The sequence below is a fragment of the Streptomyces sp. NPDC111628 genome, from assembly GCF_055635195.1.
The window spans coordinates 1-18,219 of sequence record NZ_JBVKBZ010000002.1 but is presented as its reverse complement, the minus strand read 5'-3'; the positions used below and the strand labels follow the sequence as shown (position 1 = coordinate 18,219).

The 18,219-nt window shown below is 72.1% G+C and carries 10 protein-coding genes and 1 pseudogene; 4 read left to right on the top strand and 7 right to left on the bottom strand.

The window, feature by feature from the left end:
- Nucleotides 1-6: 6 nt before the first annotated feature.
- Nucleotides 7-1,830, bottom strand: a complete 1,824-nt coding sequence (ggt, locus tag ACZ7MF_RS08140; RefSeq protein WP_471475229.1) for a gamma-glutamyltransferase — start codon at nt 1,828-1,830, stop codon at nt 7-9.
- A 342-nt stretch (nt 1,831-2,172) separates the two neighbouring features.
- Between ggt and ACZ7MF_RS08135 the strand changes: the two are divergent.
- Nucleotides 2,173-2,559 (top strand): annotated as a pseudogene (locus ACZ7MF_RS08135) (AAA family ATPase); the annotation flags it as partial.
- A gap of 147 nt (nt 2,560-2,706) precedes the next feature.
- The gene (locus tag ACZ7MF_RS08130; RefSeq protein ID WP_471477195.1) at nt 2,707-4,941 is read left to right on the top strand and encodes a helix-turn-helix transcriptional regulator; all 2,235 of its coding nucleotides are present in this window, start codon (nt 2,707-2,709) and stop codon (nt 4,939-4,941) included.
- Nucleotides 4,942-4,992: 51 nt separating this feature from the next.
- Here ACZ7MF_RS08130 and ACZ7MF_RS08125 read toward each other — a convergent pair whose 3' ends face one another.
- The 4 genes from ACZ7MF_RS08125 to ACZ7MF_RS08110 are packed head-to-tail and all read right to left on the bottom strand — an operon-like array spanning nt 4,993 to nt 9,420.
- Complete coding sequence (locus tag ACZ7MF_RS08125) at nt 4,993-5,781, bottom strand: thioesterase II family protein (RefSeq protein ID WP_471475228.1); 789 nt, start codon at nt 5,779-5,781, stop codon at nt 4,993-4,995.
- A 28-nt stretch (nt 5,782-5,809) separates the two neighbouring features.
- Nucleotides 5,810-7,426: an acyl-CoA carboxylase subunit beta gene (locus tag ACZ7MF_RS08120; protein ID WP_471475227.1), complete on the bottom strand. Its 1,617-nt coding sequence runs from the start codon at nt 7,424-7,426 to the stop codon at nt 5,810-5,812.
- A gap of 6 nt (nt 7,427-7,432) precedes the next feature.
- The gene (locus ACZ7MF_RS08115) at nt 7,433-8,203 is read right to left on the bottom strand and encodes a DUF4097 family beta strand repeat-containing protein (RefSeq protein ID WP_471475226.1); all 771 of its coding nucleotides are present in this window, start codon (nt 8,201-8,203) and stop codon (nt 7,433-7,435) included.
- Between the two features lie 35 nt (nt 8,204-8,238).
- Nucleotides 8,239-9,420 carry a cytochrome P450 gene (locus ACZ7MF_RS08110; RefSeq protein ID WP_471475225.1) on the bottom strand — a complete coding sequence of 394 codons (1,182 nt, stop codon included), beginning with the start codon at nt 9,418-9,420 and terminating at the stop codon, nt 8,239-8,241.
- Nucleotides 9,421-9,634: 214 nt separating this feature from the next.
- Between ACZ7MF_RS08110 and ACZ7MF_RS08105 the strand changes: the two genes are divergently transcribed.
- Together ACZ7MF_RS08105 and ACZ7MF_RS08100 are read left to right on the top strand one after the other, a co-directional pair.
- Nucleotides 9,635-10,822, top strand: coding sequence for an FAD-dependent oxidoreductase (locus ACZ7MF_RS08105; RefSeq protein WP_471475223.1), 1,188 nt, complete (start codon nt 9,635-9,637; stop codon nt 10,820-10,822).
- 10 nt (nt 10,823-10,832) lie between these two features.
- Complete coding sequence (locus ACZ7MF_RS08100) at nt 10,833-11,795, top strand: quinone oxidoreductase family protein (protein ID WP_471475222.1); 963 nt, start codon at nt 10,833-10,835, stop codon at nt 11,793-11,795.
- 207 nt (nt 11,796-12,002) lie between these two features.
- Here ACZ7MF_RS08100 and ACZ7MF_RS08095 read toward each other — a convergent pair whose 3' ends face one another.
- Complete coding sequence (locus tag ACZ7MF_RS08095; protein ID WP_471475221.1) at nt 12,003-13,520, bottom strand: class I SAM-dependent methyltransferase; 1,518 nt, start codon at nt 13,518-13,520, stop codon at nt 12,003-12,005.
- Between the two features lie 29 nt (nt 13,521-13,549).
- Nucleotides 13,550-18,217 carry a KR domain-containing protein gene (locus ACZ7MF_RS08090; protein WP_471475219.1) on the bottom strand — a complete coding sequence of 1,556 codons (4,668 nt, stop codon included), beginning with the start codon at nt 18,215-18,217 and terminating at the stop codon, nt 13,550-13,552.
- Between the last annotated feature and the right edge of the window lie 2 nt (nt 18,218-18,219).

Below are 18,219 nucleotides of genomic sequence, written 5' to 3'. Positions count from 1 at the left end.
CGGCGCTCAGCGAGTGGGCCGTACCACCATCGCCGAGCCGCCACCGCGCCGTTCCTTCTCGGCGGCGGCCAGCCACCTGCCGTTCGCCAGTCGCTGTACGGCGGTCGCGGCGCCGATCTCGGGGTTGAGCTTGAAGGAGTGCCCGAGTGCCTCCAGCTCCGCCCGGGTGCCGCTGTCGTAGAGGCCCGGTTCCAGCTCGGTCTGCGCGGCGTTGCGCTGGCTGGCGCGCGGCGCGGCGATCGCGTCGACGAGCGGGAGTCCGCGGTCGAGGAAACCGGTGAGGGTCTGGAGCACGGTGGTGATGATGGTGGCGCCGCCGGGCGAGCCGAGGGCCACCACCGGCTTGTGGTGCCGGTCCAGGACGATCGTCGGGGCGATCGAGGAACGGGGGCGCTTGCCGGGACCGGGCAGGTTCGGGTCGTGGACGGCCGGGTTGGCCGGGGCGAAGGAGAAGTCCGTCAGCTCGTTGTTGAGCAGGAAGCCGCGCCCCGGCACGGTGATGCCGCTGCCGCCGGTCTGCTCGATGGTGAGCGTGTAGGCGACGACGTTGCCCCACTTGTCGGCCACCGTGAGGTGCGTGGTGTTCTCGCCCTCGTACGTCGTCGGCGCCGCGGTGCCGCCGCCCGCGCAGGGGGCGGGGTGCCTCGGGTCACCGGGGGCGAGGGGGCTGGTGAGCACCGCGTCGTCCTTGATCAGGCACGCGCGCGAGTCGGCGTACCGCTGGGACAGCAGCTGCTTCGCCGGTACGTCCTCGAAGGCGGGGTCGCCGACCCAGCGCCCGCGGTCCGCGAACGCGATGCGGCTGGCCTCGATGTAGCGGTGCAGGTAGCCGGCCTTGTCCGCGGTGGAGAGGTCGGTGCGCTCCAGGATGTTGAGGGCCTCGCCGACGGTGGTGCCGCCGGAGGAGGAGGGCGCGATGGAGTACACGTTCAGGCCGCGGTAGGAGGTCTTCGTGGGCGCCTGGAGCTTGGCCTGGTAGGCCGCGAGGTCCTTGGCGGACAGGTCGCCGGGACGGGCGTTCCAGCCCGAGTCCGGGTCGACGGGCGGCTTGTTGACGGTGTCGACGATGTCCTCGCCCAGTTCGCCGTGGTAGATCGCGCCGACGCCCTCGCGGCCGAGTTCCTTGTACGTGCGTGCCAGGTCGGGGTTCTTGAACGTGGAGCCGACGGCCGGGAGTTCACCGCCCGGCAGGAACAGCTCGGCGGTGTCGGGGAAGTAGCGGAACCGCTGCTCGTTGGCGGCGGTCTGGGAGCGGAAGGTCCCGTCGACGGTGAAGCCGTGCCGGGCCAGGCGTTCGGCGGGCTTCAGCACGGAGGAGAGCTTGCGGCTGCCCCACCGGTCGAGGGCGGTCTGCCAGGTCGCGGGGGTGCCCGGGGTGCCGACGGCGAGGCCGCTGGTGACGGCGTCGGCGAAGGCCAGCGGCTCGCCGTTCTCCGTGAAGAGCTTCTCGTCGGCGGTGAGCGGCGCGGTCTCGCGGCCGTCGATGGTGCGCACCGTGCGGGACCTGGCGTCGTAGTAGACGAAGTAGCCGCCGCCTCCCACCCCCGCGGAGTAGGGCTCGGTGACACCGAGCGCGGCGGCGGTGGCCACGGCGGCGTCGACGGCGTTGCCGCCCTTGCGGAGCACCTCGATGCCGGCGGCGGAGGCGTCCTGGTCGACACTGGCGACCGCGCCGCCGTACCCGACGGCGACGGGGGTCTTGGCAGCGGTGGGCCCGCTCGGGGCGGCGGGCGCGCTCCGGTGCGTGGGCGGCGCCGCCGCTCCTACCGAGACCACCACGGCGGCCGAGACCGCCAGGACCGTGAGATTCCGCGCGACAGGACGACGCATCCGCACCTCCAGGGAGAGCCCGTTCGGGCAGCCTAAGGCATCACCACGGCCGCGTCGGGGCTCTTCGCCACGGAAGTCCGAACACCGTCCGCGGCCCCCTCGGAGTCGGCATCACACTCCGCGATCGCCCGATCACAAAGGAAGCCGGGATCTGCCGATCTTGCCTCTTCTAGATGCTTTTATTACCAATTCTTTGCCTAGACGTAACTAGACTCGGTGATGAATCTGTGAAGTTATTCGGAGGGGCTGGTAACGCGGGGGCAAGGGGGCCTCCGGAGCCTCGTCGCCGGTGACCACCGGTGACACAGCGACTTACGCACATGAGTTAAACGGGGGAAACAATTGCTTGCGGAACGTCATGCCCAGATCGAGCGGCTATGCGCAGCGCTCGAGGGCTCCGCGGGAAGCACCGGCGATCTCGGCGTCATCACGGGTGGGGTCGCCTGCGGTAAAACCGAACTACTTGACGTGGTGTCACGGCGCCTTGGAAGCACCGGCATTCGCGTCCTCAGGGCGACCTGCTCGCCGGCGGAACAAGCACTTCCGTATGGGATGATCGACCAACTGTTCCGCGGACTCGCGCTGGCCGGGGAACTGCCGATCATGTCGGAAGAAATCCGGAAGGAAAGGGAATCGGAAACTCCTTCCCTCAGACTTCTGCATTTCTTCTACGAAGTGCTGACCATTTTGACGGCACAGCATCCTGTGCTGCTGAGTGTGGACGGTATTGAATATGCCGACGAACACTCCCTGCATTGCCTGCTTTACCTCTACCGCCGGATTCGCACCGCACCGGCGTCGATTCTTGTCACGCATACGACGAAAGCCGAAACGCACACGCCCGCGCCGCTCGACGAACTGCTTCATCAGGCACGCGTGGCACGGGTCACCGTCGGCCCGCTCACCGTCGACGGGGTCGCCCAGCTGCTGCGGGGACTGCCCGAGGGCACCGACCGGGCGGCCCGTGACGTCTGGTCGCTCACCGGGGGCAACCCCCTGCTGGTGCGTGCCCTGCTCCAGGACCTCGCGGCCGGTCCCGTGCCCGCGGCCGGTGAACCGCCCTCGATCGGCGAGGGCTTCGTGCATGCCGCGCTCACCTGTGTGCACCGTTGCGGCCCGAACGCGCTGCGGGTGGCGCAGGGGCTCGCGGTCCTCGACGGCCAGGGCTCCGACGAAGTGCTCGCCCGTCTCCTGCGGCTGGACGCACCGGCCACCGAACGGGCGGTCAGGACACTCACCGAGACCGGTCTCGTCTCCCGGCACACGCTTCGTCACCGCGAGGTGCGCTGCGCCGTGCTGGACCGGCTGCCTCCCGCCGAGCTGGAGGAGCTGCACCGCCGGGCGGCCTGCCTGCTCTACCACGAGGGTGTGCAGCCGGTGGAACTGGCCGAGCACCTGCTCAAGGCCGACCTGCCCGGTGAGCCGTGGGCGAGCCGGGTGCTGGCCGATGCCGGCCGGCAGGCGCTGCGCAGTGACCGGCCGGCACTGGCGGTGCGCTGCCTCAAGCGTGCCGGGGAGGTCCTGAAGGACGACCGGGAGCGACTGGTCGTCAACGTCCAGCTGGCGGAGACGCTCTGGCGGGTCAAACCGTCCGCCGCCACGCGGCAGCTGCGCACGCTGGCCGCGCCGGCCCGCGAGGGGCGGATCCCGGCGTCCAACGCGCTGTCCCTCGTGCCACGCATGCTGTGGCACGGTATGACGGACGAGGCGGTGAGCGCGCTGCGCAACGTCGAACGGACCGCGTCGGACGAACCCGACCTGCCGTTCCACCTCATGAACACCTGGCTGTGGATCCAGTCCACCTACCCGGGTGTCGCCGGGCTGGCGGACGGTCCCGCCGAGTCGCCGGACGCGCAACTCGCCGTGCCCTACAGCATGCACGCCGACGCGCACCGGGCCCTGGGCGGGCTGGCCGCCGTGCTCCGGGGCGAACGGGACGAGGCGATCACCCGCGCGGCCGGGCAGGTGCTCCAGAACGTCCGCCTCACCGATCACACCGTCGAGCTGCTGACGGCCGCGATCTCGGCGCTGATCTACAGCGACCATCTCTCCCTCGCCGGGGAGTGGTGCCGGCAGCTGGACGCCGAGATCACCAGCCGGGAGTCGGCCACCTGGCGGGCGATCCTCGGTTCCCTGCTCGCCCTGGTCGAACTGCGCCGGGGCGAACTGGCCGCCGCGGCACGGCTGTCGCAGGCCAGCCTGTCGCTCCTGCCGCCGGACAGCTGGGGTGTCGGGATCGGCCTGCCGCTGGCCACCGGGATCAGCGCGGCCATCGGCATGGGCGACCGCGACACGGCTCGCCGCCTGGTCGCGCACCCCGTACCCGAACAGCTGTTCGATACCCGCTTCGGCCTCCACTATCTGGCGGCCCGGGCCCAGTACCACAACGCCGACGGCAAGCCCCAGGCCGCGCTCGCGGACTTCCTCGCGTGCGGGGAGCGGATGCGCTCCTGGCGGATGGACTCGGACGCACTCGTGCCCTGGCGGCTCGGCGCGGCGGAGACGTGGCTGCGGATGAACAACCAGAGCCGGGCCGCGCAGTTGGTGGAGGAGCACCTCTCGGCGTCCGAGGCCGGGCGTCCCGCCTCGCATGCGGCCGCACTGCGTGTCCTCGCCACCACCAAGGCGCTCAAGGAGCGTCAGGAACTGCTGCACCGGGCCCTGGACGTCCTCCAGGGCAGCGACGACCGTCACGAGCTGGCCAGGGTGCTGGCGGACTTGGGGCACGTGCACCAGCACCTCGGCAATCCCGGCAAGGCCAGGACGTTCGCGCGGCGGGCCTGGCGCGTCGCCAAGGACTGCGGGGCGGAGACGCTTCAGCGGTCGTTGCACTGGGCCGAGCAGCGGCCGGGACCGCCCGCCGAGCGCCCGGAGCAGGGGCCCGCGGAGGGCGTCGACTCGCTGACCGAGGCCGAGCACCGGGTGGCCACGCTGGCGGCGCACGGGCACACGAACCGGGAGATCGCCACCCGGCTGTTCATTACGGTCAGCACCGTCGAGCAGCACCTGACCCGGGTGTACCGCAAGCTCGACGTGCGCCACCGGCAGGACCTGCCCTCCGGCCGGGTCTTCGACGAGGCGGACCGGCGGCGCACCGCCTGCACCGCCTGACCGGGCCGGCCCCGGCTCCGACGGGCCGCCCGGCCCGTCGGCCGCCGGGGCTCAGCCGCCGGCGGGGTCCCCGTCGTCGGCGGGCGGCCGGACGTACAGCAGCACGTCGGAGATGATGTTGACCACCTCGGTCGCGCACTCCTGGAGGACCAGGCGTTCGCCGGGCAGGATCCGCAGGTCGAACTCACCCGTCGTGTGCCGCCGCCACGCCCGCGCCTGCTCGATGGTGGTCCCGGGGTCCCTGTCCCCGACCAGAACGGTGAGCGGACACCGCACCGCGGCACCCGCTTCGCACCGGTACGTCTCGGCGGCCCGGTGTTCGGCCCGCAGGGCCGACAGCACGGCGTCGCCCTGCTCCGGTCCCTTGATGAACACGGCATCGGCACCGGCCGGCAGGAGCGCTTCGGGTTCCGCCCCGCCGCCCTCCGAGCGGGCCCGCTCGTCACGGAGCACGGCGGGCGCCCTGCGCCCGGAGACCACGAGCGCCGTGGGGTCCGGGCCCGCGCCACGTTCCAGAAGCCTGGCCAGTTCGAAGGCGACCACCGCGCCCATGCCGTGCCCGAACAGGGCGTACGGCCAGTCCAGATGCCCCTCCAGCGCCTGGAGCAGGTCCGCGGCGAGCCCGTGGACGTCCGCCGTGGTCCGCTCGTCGCCGCGGTCCTGGCGCCCCGGGTACTGGACGCACCGCGTCGCCACCGAGGGCGGCAGGGCGGAGGAGAGGGCGAAGAAGCTGTTCGCGGACTCCCCGGCCGCGGGGAGGCAGATCAGCCGGACCCCGTCGTCGGCCGACTCGTGGAACGCCCGGATCCACCGGTCGTACGCGTCGGCTGTGGCCGTCAAGGCGAGACCTCCGACCTCTCCGCGCGCCTCACTGCGGCGGATTCCCGTGCTTCCTGCTGGGCAGCGGAGCGTGCTTGGTGCGGAGCATGGCCAGCGTGGCGATGAGCCTGGAGCGGGTTTCGCCCGGTTCGACGACGTCGTCGACCAGGCCGCGCTCGGCCGCGTAGTAGGGGTGCATCAACTGCTCGCGGTAGCGGGCGACAAGGGTGCGCCTGGCCTCCTCCGGGTCGGGGGCGGCCTCGATCTCCCGGCGGAAGATGACGTTGGCCGCGCCCTCCGCGCCCATGACGGCGATCTCGTTGCCGGGCCAGGCGAGGGACACGTCGGTGCCGATGGACCGGGAGTCCATCACGATGTAGGCGCCGCCATAGGCCTTGCGCAGGATCACCTGGACGCGGGGGACGGTGGCGTTGCAGTAGGCGTACAGGAGTTTCGCGCCGTGCCGGATGATGCCCCGGTGCTCCTGGTCGACACCCGGCAGGAAGCCCGGCACGTCCACGAGGGTGACCAGCGGGATGTTGAAGGAGTCGCACATGGTGACGAAGCGTGCGGCCTTCTCGCTGGCCTCAAGGTCGAGCACCCCGGCGAGGTGGGCGGGCTGGTTGGCGACGATGCCGACCACCTGGCCGTCCAGCCTGGCCAGCGCGCAGACGACGTTCGGTGCCCAGCGCTCGTGGACCTCGAAGAACTCCTCGTCGTCGACGATCTCCGTGATGACCCGGCGCATGTCGTAGGAGCGCTGCGGGTCGGCCGGCACGATGTCCGTGAGCGCGTCGGTCCTGCGGTCCGCGGGGTCGTCGGCGAGCACCGCCGGTGGCATCTCGCGGTTGTTGGAGGGCAGCAGCGAGAGCAGGTAGCGGACGTCCTCGATGCAGTCCGCCTCGTTGTCGTGGGCGAACGAGGCCACCCCCGAGCGTTCCGCATGGGTGTCGGCGCCGCCGAGCGCGTCGTGGGTGATGCTCTCACCGGTCACGGCCTGGACCACGTCGGGACCCGTGATGAACATCTGGGCCGTGCCGCGCACCATGAACACGAAGTCGGTGAGGGCCGGTGAGTAGGCCGCCCCTCCGGCGCAGGGTCCCAGGACGACGCTGATCTGCGGCAGGACGCCGGAGTTGCGGACGTTGCGCTGGAAGATGCCGCCGTATCCGGCGAGCGCCGAGACGCCCTCCTGGATCCGGGCACCGGCCCCGTCGCACAGCCCGACGATCGGCGCCCCGGCCTTCTCGGCCAGGTCCATCACCTTGTGGATCTTCTCGGCGTGCGCCTCGCCGAGTGCGCCGCCGAAGATGCGGAAGTCGTGGGCGTAGACGAAGACGGTCCGTCCGTGCACCAGGCCCCAGCCGGTGACGACGCCGTCGCTGAGCGGGCGCCGGTGCTCCAGGCCGAAGCCGGTCGCCCGGTGCCGGCGCAGCCCCTCGATCTCCTGGAAGCTGCCCTTGTCGAAGAGCAGTTCGATCCGTTCGCGGACGGTCAGCTTGCCGCGGGCCCACTGGCTCTCGGTCGCCTGCCTGCTGGGGCCGCGTTCGAGCTCCTCGCGCATCTCCAGCAGGCGCGCGTTCGCCGATTCCGGTTCGGCGGGGGCCGTCGGCCCGGGCGCCGGATCCGCCGACGGCAGATCCGGACGCTCATCGACTACGGTCATTCCGGTTCATCCTTCAGATGAGTAGATGTCGATGTCTCCGCTCGCGGTGGCGACCCTGACGTCGAGCTCGCCGTCCCCGGCGGCGGTCCCGCCCGCGACATCGCCGCCGATGGTCCCGCTGGAGCTGTGCAGGTCCGTCCGCACCCGGTACCCCTGCCGCACGCCGACGCTCACCGAGCCGGACGCCGAACGGACGTCGACCGAGCGGCCGCCGGCGGAGCGGATCGTCACCGCGCCCGACTCCGCCCTGACCCGGACGTCGCCGTCGGCGCGGCCGATCGCGGTCGGGCCGCTGGAGTTCACGACGTCGACGTCCGCACCTGCCCGCTCAATCTCCACCCGGCCGGATCCGGTCTCCGCCTTGACGGTGCCGTCCGCGCCGTGGACGACGATGTCGCCCGATCCGGTCCGCAGGTCGAGGCCGTCGCCGCGGTCCACCTCGACGTCGCCCGAGCCGAGGTCGGCGACGACCGCGCCCGCGGCGCCGGTGACGCTCAACTCCCCGCTGCCGGCGGTGCACTCCACCGTGGAGCCCTCCGGCACGCCGACGCTGATCCGCACCGCGGTGGCCCGCCGCGGCCAGGACGCCTTGCCGGCCTCCACCCGGAGCACACCGTCGGTGAACGTGACCACCGGGGCCTCCCGCAGGGCCGGCCCGCCGGGCTTCTCGGCACCGACGTCGACGGTCGCCGCACCGGGCCGGACGCTCACCGTGCAGCTGCCGCGCTGGAAGTTGATCCTCGCCACGAGCGGGGTGCTGACGTCGAACGAATGCATCGGGAACTCCTCGGTCGGGTACGGCGGCTCCGGCGTCACCAGGTGACGGGAAGCCCTGCCAGGCGGCGCATCACGAATCCGCTCGCCAGGGATATTTGATCCTCCGGGACGGCCAGCGCCAAGTCCGGCATCCTGCGCAGCACCGTGCCGACCCCGGTCTGGAGCTCGATCCGGGCGAGCCGCGCGCCGACGCAGTAGTGCGGGCCGAAGCCGAAGCTCACGTGGGGCACGGCCGTGTCGCGCGTGGTGTCGAGGACCTGCGGGTTCTCGAACGCCTCCTCGTCGCGGTTGGCGGAGACCAGGCAGGCCAGCACGGCCTCGCCCTTGCGGATCACTGCGTCGCCGATCGTGACGTCCTCGGTGGCGATCGCCGGGTTGGTGCCGGTGGACGTCATCGGGGTGAAGCGGAGCAGTTCCTCCACGGCTCCGGGCACCCGGTCGGGGTGGGCGACGAGGTAGGCCAGTTGCTCGGGGTGACGCAGCAACACGTAGAGCATGCCGCAGAGTTCCGACGAGGTGGTCTCGTACCCGGCCACCACCATGGTGACCGCGTTGATGATGATCTCCATGTCGGTGAGCCGGTCGTCGCCCTCGCGGACGTCGAGCAGCGCGCTCAGCAGGTCGTCGCCGCGCTCGGCCTGCCGCCGTCCGAGCAACTCGAAGAAGTAGACGCCGAGTTGCTGGCCGGTGCCGGTGGCGACCATGTCGTGCACGAGGTCCTTGAAGCGGCCGTACTCGTCGTCGGGGACGCCGAACAGGGCGGCGAGCACCCGCAGCGGCAGCTCCAGGCCGAACTTCTCCACGAGGTCGCCGGGTGCCCCCTGCGCGATGATCTCGTCGACGAGCTCGTCGGCCACGGCGGCGACCTCGGGTGCCAGGTCCTCGGCTCGCTTGTTCGTCATGGCCTTGTTGAGCAGCTTGCGCACCCTGGTGTGGCGAGGCGGGTCCATCGTCACGACGACGTCCAGCGCGGCCATCGCCTGCCGGGTGTAACGGGGGGCGTCGGGATCGGCGGTGGCCTCGCGGCTGAACCGCGGGTCGCCGAGGACCTTCTTGACCTCGGCCATGCGGGTGGCCAGCCAGGCCTCGTCGCCGTGGGGCACGGTGACACGGGCCATTCCGCTGCGCTTTCGGAGCAGTTCGTACTCCGGCTCGATCTCCATGACGGCGTGCTCTGCGAACGGAAAGGACAGGGGTGTGCCCGTCTCGCTGTCCATTTTCACTTCCCTTGTCGGCGCCATCGGGGCCCTCACGGTAGAGCGGCCCGTCGCGCGGTGCCGAGGATCCGGCGACAAGACAGGGGGCTGTAGGGGGACGGTCAAGGGTAGGCGGGGCGGCGTCGGGGTGGTGGGGTGAGTCCGTCGGAGGCAGGCGACCAACCGGAGGAACAATGCACCGATATCGTTCATCGTCCCGGGCCGGGCGGTCACGATGAAGGTCACCATCGTCGGAGCCGGGATCGGCGGTCTCGCGCTCGCGCGCGAGGCGATCGCGGCGGGCCACGAAGTGACGGTCCACGAGAAGGCCGACCGGTTGCGCACCGGGGGCGCCGCGCTCATCCTCTGGCCCAACGGCACCGGCATCCTGGAGCACATGGGCGTGCGGGCCGCCACGGGCGACAACCGTCTGGACAGCTTCGACACGCTGTTCCACGACGCGGCCCTCGCCAGCCGGCTGCGGCTCAGCAAGATCGCCGAGAAGACCGGTTCTCCGGCGTTCGGCATCCCGCGGGGCCGGCTGATCGCCGAACTCGCGGACGGGCTGCCCCCGGAGATCTTCCGGTTCGGCAAGGAGTGCTCCGGTGTGGAGTCCTGGGGCGAGGGCGGCACGGACCCCGTGGTCACCTTCACCGACGGGACCACCGCCGGCGGTGACGTGGTCGTCGCCGCGGACGGCCACCGCTCGGCGATCCGCCGCGCCCTGGTCGGTGACGGCCTCGCGGACGCCGAACACACCGGCTACGCCACCTGGTACGGGATGACCAAGCTGGTCGACCACCCGTGGCACAACCAGGTGCTCGGCATGCACGGGCCGGGCGGCTTCTGCATGCTGTTCCCGGTCGACGGGCTGCTGATGTGGGTGTTCGCGGTCCCGTGGCAGCAGGGTGAGACGGCCCCGCCCGGCGCGGTGGGCGGCGTGTCGCGGACGCGTCCCGACGCGGACGGCGATCCGTCCCCGCTGGAGAACCTCCGGGCGCGGTTCGGCGACTGGGCCGAGCCGGTGCCGCAGGTTCTGGCCAATCTCTCGGACGACGAGATCGACATGTACCCGCATGTGATACACCAGGTTCCGCAGTCGTGGGGCCGGGGGAAGGTGACGATGCTTGGCGATGCCGTGCATGCCGTCCCGCCGACCCTCGGACAGGGCGTCAACCAGACCCTCGAAGACGTGTGGTCGCTCGGCCGACTGCTCGCCGACCCGAAGGGCCGCGAGGGCGCGGAACTGCTGCGCGCCTACGAGAAGGCACGCGGCGCCCAGGTGGCCTCGTTCTCCAAGACCGCGCGGCGCCTTGAGGGCAACACCGCCCCGTCGCCCTTCATGCGGCACACCAAAGGCAAGTTCCCCTTCACGACCTTCTGGTTCTGGTGGGTCAAGCGCCTCAGCAACTACCTCAGGTAAGGAATCGGACATGCACGCTGGAGTACTCCACACCTTCGGCCAGGCACCGGTCTACGAGCAGTATCCCGACCCGGAGCCCGGGGAGAACGAGGTGCTGGTGCAGATGGGCGCCGCCGCGCTGAACCGCATCGACCGCGCCCTGGCGAGCGGTTCGCACTACGCCAGCCCCGAGAAGCTGCCGCACGTTCCCGGCAACGACGGCATCGGCCGCCTGGAGGACGGCAGCAGGGTGTGGTTCGCCATGCCCCGCGACCCCTACGGCACCTACGCCGAGCGCACCGTCGTCCCGTCGTACATGTGCGCCCCGGTGCCCGAGGGACTCGACGACGTCACCGCGGCGGCGCTGGTCAACCCCGGCATGGCGGCGTGGATGCCGCTCCAGTGGCGCGGCGAGCTCAAGCCCGACCAGACGGTACTGGTGCTCGGCGCGACCGGTGTGTGCGGGCGGCTGGCGGTGCAGATCGCCAAGCTCCTGGGGGCCGGCCGGGTGGTGGCCGCGGGCCGGGACCCCAAGGCCCTGGAGGAGGTTGCCGCGTTGGGCGCCGACGCCACCGTGGACCTCAGGCTGACCGGGGACGAGCTGGCCGAGGCGTTCGCGCGGGAGGCCGAGGGCGGCGGGTACCAGGTCGTGGTCGACTACGTCTGGGGCGCCCCGACCGAGGCGCTGCTGACGGCGCTGACCCAGAAGCGACTGGGCGCCTCCGACGGCGAGACCCGGCTGGTGCAGGTCGGCGACGGCGCGGGGCCGTCGATCAGCCTGTCGGCGCACGCGTTGCGCAGCACGGCCCTGACGATCTCCGGCTTCGGCGGCATGGCTCCCTTCGAGGTGCAGGCCGAGGTCTGGGGCAAGCTGATGAACAGCGGCGCCGAGGGCAAGATCTCCATCGGCACGGAGGCGGTTCCGCTGGCCGACATCGAGAAGGCCTGGAACCGGGGCGACCGGGACGGCCGCCGCCTCGTCGTCGTTCCCTGACCCGACCCGCGCGCCAACAGCCGAGAGCGGCCAGTGACTTCACTGGCCGCTCTCGCCGTTCCGGGACCGGCCCCGGGCCCCCACCGGTCGGCGGGGGCCCGCACGGCCCGCGGGTCGGCGGTGGCCCGCAACGATCCGCACGCGTCGGCGGTGGCCGGTGGGCTTCCCCGGTCACCGCCGCCATACCTCGCGCGGGCTCGTCGGTCCTCAGTCCTTGACCGCGGAGAAGTACAGGAACGTACCGGGGCCGGACAGGTCCACGACCCGCATGCCGGCCTCCTCGATCCAGGCGCGCAGCTCGTCGGGGTCGATGAGCCGGCACATCAGAGCCTGCTCGTGCCGCGCCTGGAAGAAGCGGTAGACCGGGTCCGCGTCCGGCCGGAAGGTCAGCCCGGTGAAGCTGCCGCCCCGGCGCAGACAACGCCCGGCCTCGGCGACGACGGCCTTGGGATCCATCAGCGCCTGGAGCGCGTTCCAGCAGGTGAGGGCGCCGACCGAGCCGTCGGCGAACGGCAGGCCCAGGGCGTTGGCGCGGACCGCGAGCACCTCCGGCAGCGCCTGCTGGAGCTGGGCGAGCGAGGGCCCCGACAGGTCCGTGGCGACGACCCGGCCGGGGTCGACGAGCTCGGCGAGCAGCCTGGTCCAGCGTCCCGCGCCCGCCGCGATGTCGACGATCGGGCCGTCGGCCGGGGCGACGTGCTCGGCCATGTAGGCGTGCTCGTCGGCCACGGTCACCCGGGCGTCCCAGTTGCGGCCCATGACCCGCAGGAACGCCGGGCGCAGACCGTCCTCGTAGCGCGGCACGTGGACCGGGTCACGCAGCATGTACTCGATCATGCCCATGTCGATGCTGCACGGCATGTCGAGGTAGCCCTCGTCGGTGCCGAAGCGGGTGTCGCAGCTTTCGCAGACGACGGCGGCGTCACCGGGCTCGACGCGCAGCGCCCCCCGGCAGTCGGGGCAGGCGAAGGCCTCGGCGTGCGCCCCGAGCGGCCCGGCCGGCGGGCGCACGCCGGTGAGCGGCGCGGCCTCGGGAGCGGTCTCCGTGTCGGCGCCGACGATGCGGCCCGCTATCGCCCCGAGTGCCTTGGCCCCGGAGTAGCCCAGCAGCATCCGGGTGTCGTTGTTGAAGATGCTGACGCCGAACTCCTCGGGCACGTCCGGCATCCACATGGCGTCGATGGAGGCTTCCTCGTCACTGAGCGCCCAGACCGTCGGCGCCGGCCACTGACGGCCGTAGCCCGGGTTCGCGGGGTCGCGTTCGGTGAGGCAGCGACGCAGCCTGGCGTGGTCCGTCTCGGCGAGGTCCAGCCCGTCGGCGACTTCGAGGACCGCGGCGCGGTGCTCGGGGAAGTGCGCCACGAGGTAGAGCAGCGCCTGGGTGAACGCCTGGTCGGCCCGCCGCTCGGCCAGCAGCCGCAGGTACAGGTCGAGGCCCTCCCCGACCTCGCTCCGTGCCGCTGCGGCAGCGGGCCCGAGGTCGTCGGCAGGCTCGGCCAGCACACCGAGCAGAACGGCCAGGAGCGCCGCGGGAGCGCCCTCGGAAGCGGCCAGCCCGTCGCGCAGGAGGGGCACCGCGCCCGCGGCTGCCGGGGTGGGCGTGCCCTCCCAGACCAGCGCGGTCAGCGCACGGAACGCGCTGTCCCGGCCCGCGTCGTCCGCGGTGAGCAAGCAGTCCAGCGCCTCCTTGAGCGAGGTGGTCTGGAGGTCGGGGGCTGCGGTCATGGGTGTGTCACCTTTCGGTCGGGGCTTGTTCACTGGTTTCGGGCGCCGAGCCAGTCGCGGACGGCCTGTCCGGTGGCGTCGGCGTGCTCTTCGAGCAGGGTGAAGTGGTCACCGGGGACGGTGGCCTCGTCGTGCGGCAGGTCCCAGTAGGCGGCGACACCGCGGGCCACGTCGTCGGCCTTGACCAGCAGAGTGGGGGCCGAGATCGGCTCCGGGTGCCAGTCGAGGAAGATCCGGGTGTAGGCGCCCATGGCGGTCAGCCGGCAGTCGTCGATGAGGGCGAACATGCCGTCACGGGCCAGCGTGCCGCGCATCATCTCGAACAGTGCCTGCTCGTCGGCGCTGCTGGGGTAGGTGTCCAGGAGCACGACACCCATGGGCCGGTGGCCGTCGGCCTCCAGCCGGGCGGCGACCGCGTGCGCGGCCCAGCCTCCGGCGGACCGTCCGACGATCACCGCGGGCCGGTCGCCCGTGACGGCCTTGACCGCCTCGGCCTGCACCCGGACGAAGGCGTCCAGCGAGTCCGGGATGGTCTCGTCCGGCAGGAACCCGGGATGGGCGAGCGCCACCACCTCCAGCCCCTCGCCGAGGCCGACGGCCAGCCGCGCGTACTCCTGGGGGCCGGATATCGCGCTGAAGGCCGGCAGGCACACGAGCACCGGACCGTGGTCCGACTGGCTGTAGCGTACGGGCACCGGAAGCTTCGGCAGGTCGGCCGCACCGGTGTAGACGTCCCGGAACTTCGAGGCCACGAACAGCATTTCCATGCCCTCCCGGATCCGGTCGTCCTGACAGGCCCGGAGGAACAGCGCGGTCAGACCGGACGGGGACGCCTCCTGCGTCTGCTCCGCCCCGGCGGATCCGTCGCTCATGAAGTCGCCGAAGCGGTCGGCGAGATGCCCCGCGATCGCCTCGGGCGTGGGCAGGTCGAACGCGATGGTCGCGGCCAGCCGCAGGCCCGTCCTGGCGACCAGGCGGTTGCGCAGCTCGACACCGGTGAGGGAGTCGAAGCCCAGCTCCTGGAAGCTGTGGTCCAACGCGATGTCGGTGGCGGCCGCGTGCCCGAGCACCTCGGCGACCTGGCCGCGCACGAGTTCGCCGAGCGCGGTGACGCGCTCCTCGTGCGACAGCCGCGTCAGGGTGCGCACCAGCGCGTCGACGTCCTGGACCGCGGCGGCACGGCGCCCCGCGGTGCGTACCAGACCGCGCAGCAGCGGCGGCACCTCGCCGTCGGCGGCCGCGTGCCGCAGCGCGGCCAGGTCGAGGGCGGTGACAACCGGCGTCGCGTCGGGTCCCGGGACCACGCGGTCCAGGAGCTCCAGTCCGTCGGCCACCGTCAGGGCCCGCATCCCGGACCTGGCGATACGCCGCTGGTCCGACTCGCCGAGCCCGGACCCCATCCCCTCGGACTCCCACAGCCCCCAGGCGATCGAGGTCGCGGGCAGGCCCTCGGCCCTGCGGCGGGCGGCGAGCGCGTCCAAGTAGGCGTTCGCGGCGGCGTAGTTGGCCTGCCCGGGGTTGCCGAAGACGCCGGCCGCGGACGAGAACAGGACGAAGGCCCGGAGGCCGAGGTCCCGCGTCAGCTCGTGCAGATACCAGGCGGCGTCCGCCTTGGGACGGGCCACGGCGGCGAGCCGCTCGGGGGTCAGCGACGACACCAGCGCGTCGTCGGTGACACCCGCGGCGTGCAGCACAGCCGTCCAGGGCCGTCCGGCGATCAGTTCCGCGGTGGCCGCGCGGTCACCGAGGTCGGCCGCCACGACCGCGGCCGTGCAGCCCAGTCCGGCCAGCTCCGCGACCAGTTCCGCCGCGCCGGGCGCATCGCTTCCCCGGCGACCGGCCAGCACCAGCTCCTTGACGCCGTGCCGCACCGCCAGATGACGGGCCACGCTGCGCCCGAGCGACCCGGTACCACCGGTGATCAGCACCGGGCCGGTGCCGTAGACGTCGGCGTCGGCAGCGGCAGCGGCAGCGGCAGCGGCATTGGCGTCGGCATCGGCGTCGGCCCCCGACTCGGAGTCGGTGGTGGCCTCGGCCCGGGCGAGGCGGGCGGCCAGGACGGTGCCGACGCGGATCGCCGTCTGGGGCTCGTCCAGGGCCAGCGCGCTCTCGACGGGGACGGAACCGTCGGTGTCGACGAGAACAAAGACCCCCGGGTGCTCGGACTGGGCCGAGCGCACCAGACCCCAGACCGCGGCGAGTGCCAGGTCGGTGGCGCGGTCATCGCCGTCGACCGCTACGGCACCGGTGGTCACGAAGGCCAGACGCGCACCGAGCGCGCGGTCCGCACCGAGCCAGTCCTGGATCTCGCCGAGCACGTGCACCGTCGCGGCGTGCACGGCCTCGGGACCGTCACCCCGGGCTTCGAGACGAACGACCGTGACGTCGCTCCGCTCACGCGTCGTGGTGGACGCGCCTGCCGGGACCCACCGGACACCGAAGACGCTGTCACGCTGCCCGGACCGGGCCACGACCGTGCTGGGGGCGACGACGGCACGCAGGTCGAGCCGCTCGACCGTCAGTACGGGGGCGCCGGAGAGGTCGAACAGCGTCAGTGCGACCGAGGTCGGGCCGAGCGGGACGATCCGGACACGCACCGCGGTCGCGCCGGTCGCCGCCAAGGTCACGCCCTGCCAGGAGAACGGCAACAGGGTCGAGGTCCCACCACCCATGGCATCCGAGAAGCCGATGGCGTGCAACGCCGCGTCGAGCAGGGCCGGGTGGGCGTCGAAGCCGGTCACCCCGACACCGGTGGGCAGCTCGATCTCCGCGTAGATCTCCTCGCCCGACCTGTGGACGGCCCGCAGTCCGCGGAAGGACGCCCCGTAGGAGAGCCCGACGGAGGCCAGTACTTCGTACCAGCCCTCCGTGTCGAGGGGCTCCGCGCCCGGCACGGGCCAGGTGAACCGCTCGGCGGGCGGCGTGGCTCCCCGGGACAGTTCCGCGCTCGCGTGCCGCTGCCAGCTCTCCTCTCCGGCCGGCCGCGAGTGGAAGGCAACCGTGTGACGTCCTTCGCCGGAGGCGGTGACGACGGCCTGGAACTCAACGGTCCCTGTCGCGGGGACCACGAGTGGAGCCTCGATCAGCAACTCGTCCACCCGGTCGGCGCCCACCTCGTCACCCGCGCGCAGGGCGAGGTCGACGAAGGCCGCCCCGGGCAGGATCGCGGCGCCCATGACGACGTGGTCGGCAAGCCAGGGGTGAGCGGCGAGCGACAGCCCGCCCGACAGAGTGACGGTGTCATCGCCCGCGATCCGGACGACGGCGCCGAGCAGGGGATGCCCGGAGCTGCGCAGACCCAGTCCGGCGGCATCGCCTGCGGCGGCGGGGGCGTCGAGCCAGTAGCGCTGGCGTTGGAAGGGGTAGGTCGGCAGGTCGACGGGGCGGGCTCCGGTGTACTGGGTGGCCCAGTCGAGTTCGATGCCGGAGGTCCACAGGGTGGCCAGGGCGGTGACGAAGGTGTCGGTCTCGTCCTGCCCCTTGCGCAGGCACGGCGCCAGCACCGGCTCGTCGTCGCGGATGCCCGCGACCAGGGCGGTCAGTACGGCGTCGGGGCCGACCTCCATCCACGTGGATACGTCTGTAGCGGCGTCTACGGCGTCAAGGAAGCGGACCGGTTCGCGGACCTGCTGGACCCAGTACTCCGGGTCCGACCAGCCAAACCCGCACGCGGCGGTGGCCTCGTACCGCATCGACGGCTCGCCGAACTCCACCGACTCCAGCACGGCACGGAAGTCGTCCAGCATGGGCTCCATCAGCGTGGAGTGGAAAGCATGGCTGACGTTGAGACGCTTGCCGTCCAGACCTTCCAGCGCATCGAGAGGCCCTGACACCACAACCGACGCCGGGCCGTTGACCGCAGCGAGACCCACCCCAAGACGACCCTCGATCGCGGCGCGCGCGTCGCTCTCGCTCATCCGCAGGGCAACCATGCCGCCACCCTCGGGCAGCGCGTCCATCAGCCGGCCCCGCGCCGCCACCACCCGGCAGGCGTCCTGCAACGACCACACACCCGCCACGTGCGCAGCCGCCAGCTCACCCACCGAATGACCGATCAGCACATCCGGCCGCACACCCCACGACTCCAGCAACCGGAACAACGCCACCTCAACCGCGAACAACGCAGCCTGCGCATGCACCGTCCGGTCCAGCAGCTCGTCGTCCCACACCTCAAGACCGGCGCACACCTCGTCAAACGCTGTGGCAAAGACAGGGAACTTCGCATACAGCTCACGGCCCATGCCGATTCGCTGCGCACCCTGACCCGTGAACAACGCGGCCAGACCACCGCCACGCACCGACCCGCGCACGTCCCCGCCCGGCCACACCACCGCACGATGGTCAAACCGAGAACGCGACACCAGCGAGAGCCCGACATCCGCAGCCGGAGCGTCGGCTTCGCCCAGCGCCTGCACCAACTGAACAACGGCCTCGGGGGACTTGGCCGACACGGGCCATGGAGTCACTGGCAGAGCGACGGGCACCGGCGTGCTCGGGCGGTCGTGAGGCGCTTGTTCGAGGATGAGGTGGGCGTTGGTGCCGCTGATCCCGAACGAGGAGACACCCGCCCGACGCGGGCGACCCGTCTCCGGCCACTCCACCGTCTCCGTCAGCAGCCGCACCTCACCCGAAGCCCAGTCCACATGCGGCGACGGCTCCTCCGCATGCAGCGTCTTCGGCAGCACACCATGCCGCATCG

Bases quoted from the DNA above. Each gene is read 5' to 3' on its own strand.
- ACZ7MF_RS08115 (WP_471475226.1), bottom strand. From the start codon at position 8,203: ATGCATTCGTTCGACGTCAGCACCCCGCTCGTGGCGAGGATCAACTTC.
- ACZ7MF_RS08110 (WP_471475225.1), bottom strand. From the start codon at position 9,420: ATGGACAGCGAGACGGGCACACCCCTGTCCTTTCCGTTCGCAGAGCAC.
- ACZ7MF_RS08090 (WP_471475219.1), bottom strand. From the start codon at position 18,217: ATGCGGCATGGTGTGCTGCCGAAGACGCTGCATGCGGAGGAGCCGTCG.
- ACZ7MF_RS08120 (WP_471475227.1), bottom strand. From the start codon at position 7,426: ATGACCGTAGTCGATGAGCGTCCGGATCTGCCGTCGGCGGATCCGGCG.
- ACZ7MF_RS08095 (WP_471475221.1), bottom strand. From the start codon at position 13,520: ATGACCGCAGCCCCCGACCTCCAGACCACCTCGCTCAAGGAGGCGCTG.
- ACZ7MF_RS08100 (WP_471475222.1), top strand. From the start codon at position 10,833: ATGCACGCTGGAGTACTCCACACCTTCGGCCAGGCACCGGTCTACGAG.
- ggt (WP_471475229.1), bottom strand. From the start codon at position 1,830: ATGCGTCGTCCTGTCGCGCGGAATCTCACGGTCCTGGCGGTCTCGGCC.
- ACZ7MF_RS08105 (WP_471475223.1), top strand. From the start codon at position 9,635: ATGAAGGTCACCATCGTCGGAGCCGGGATCGGCGGTCTCGCGCTCGCG.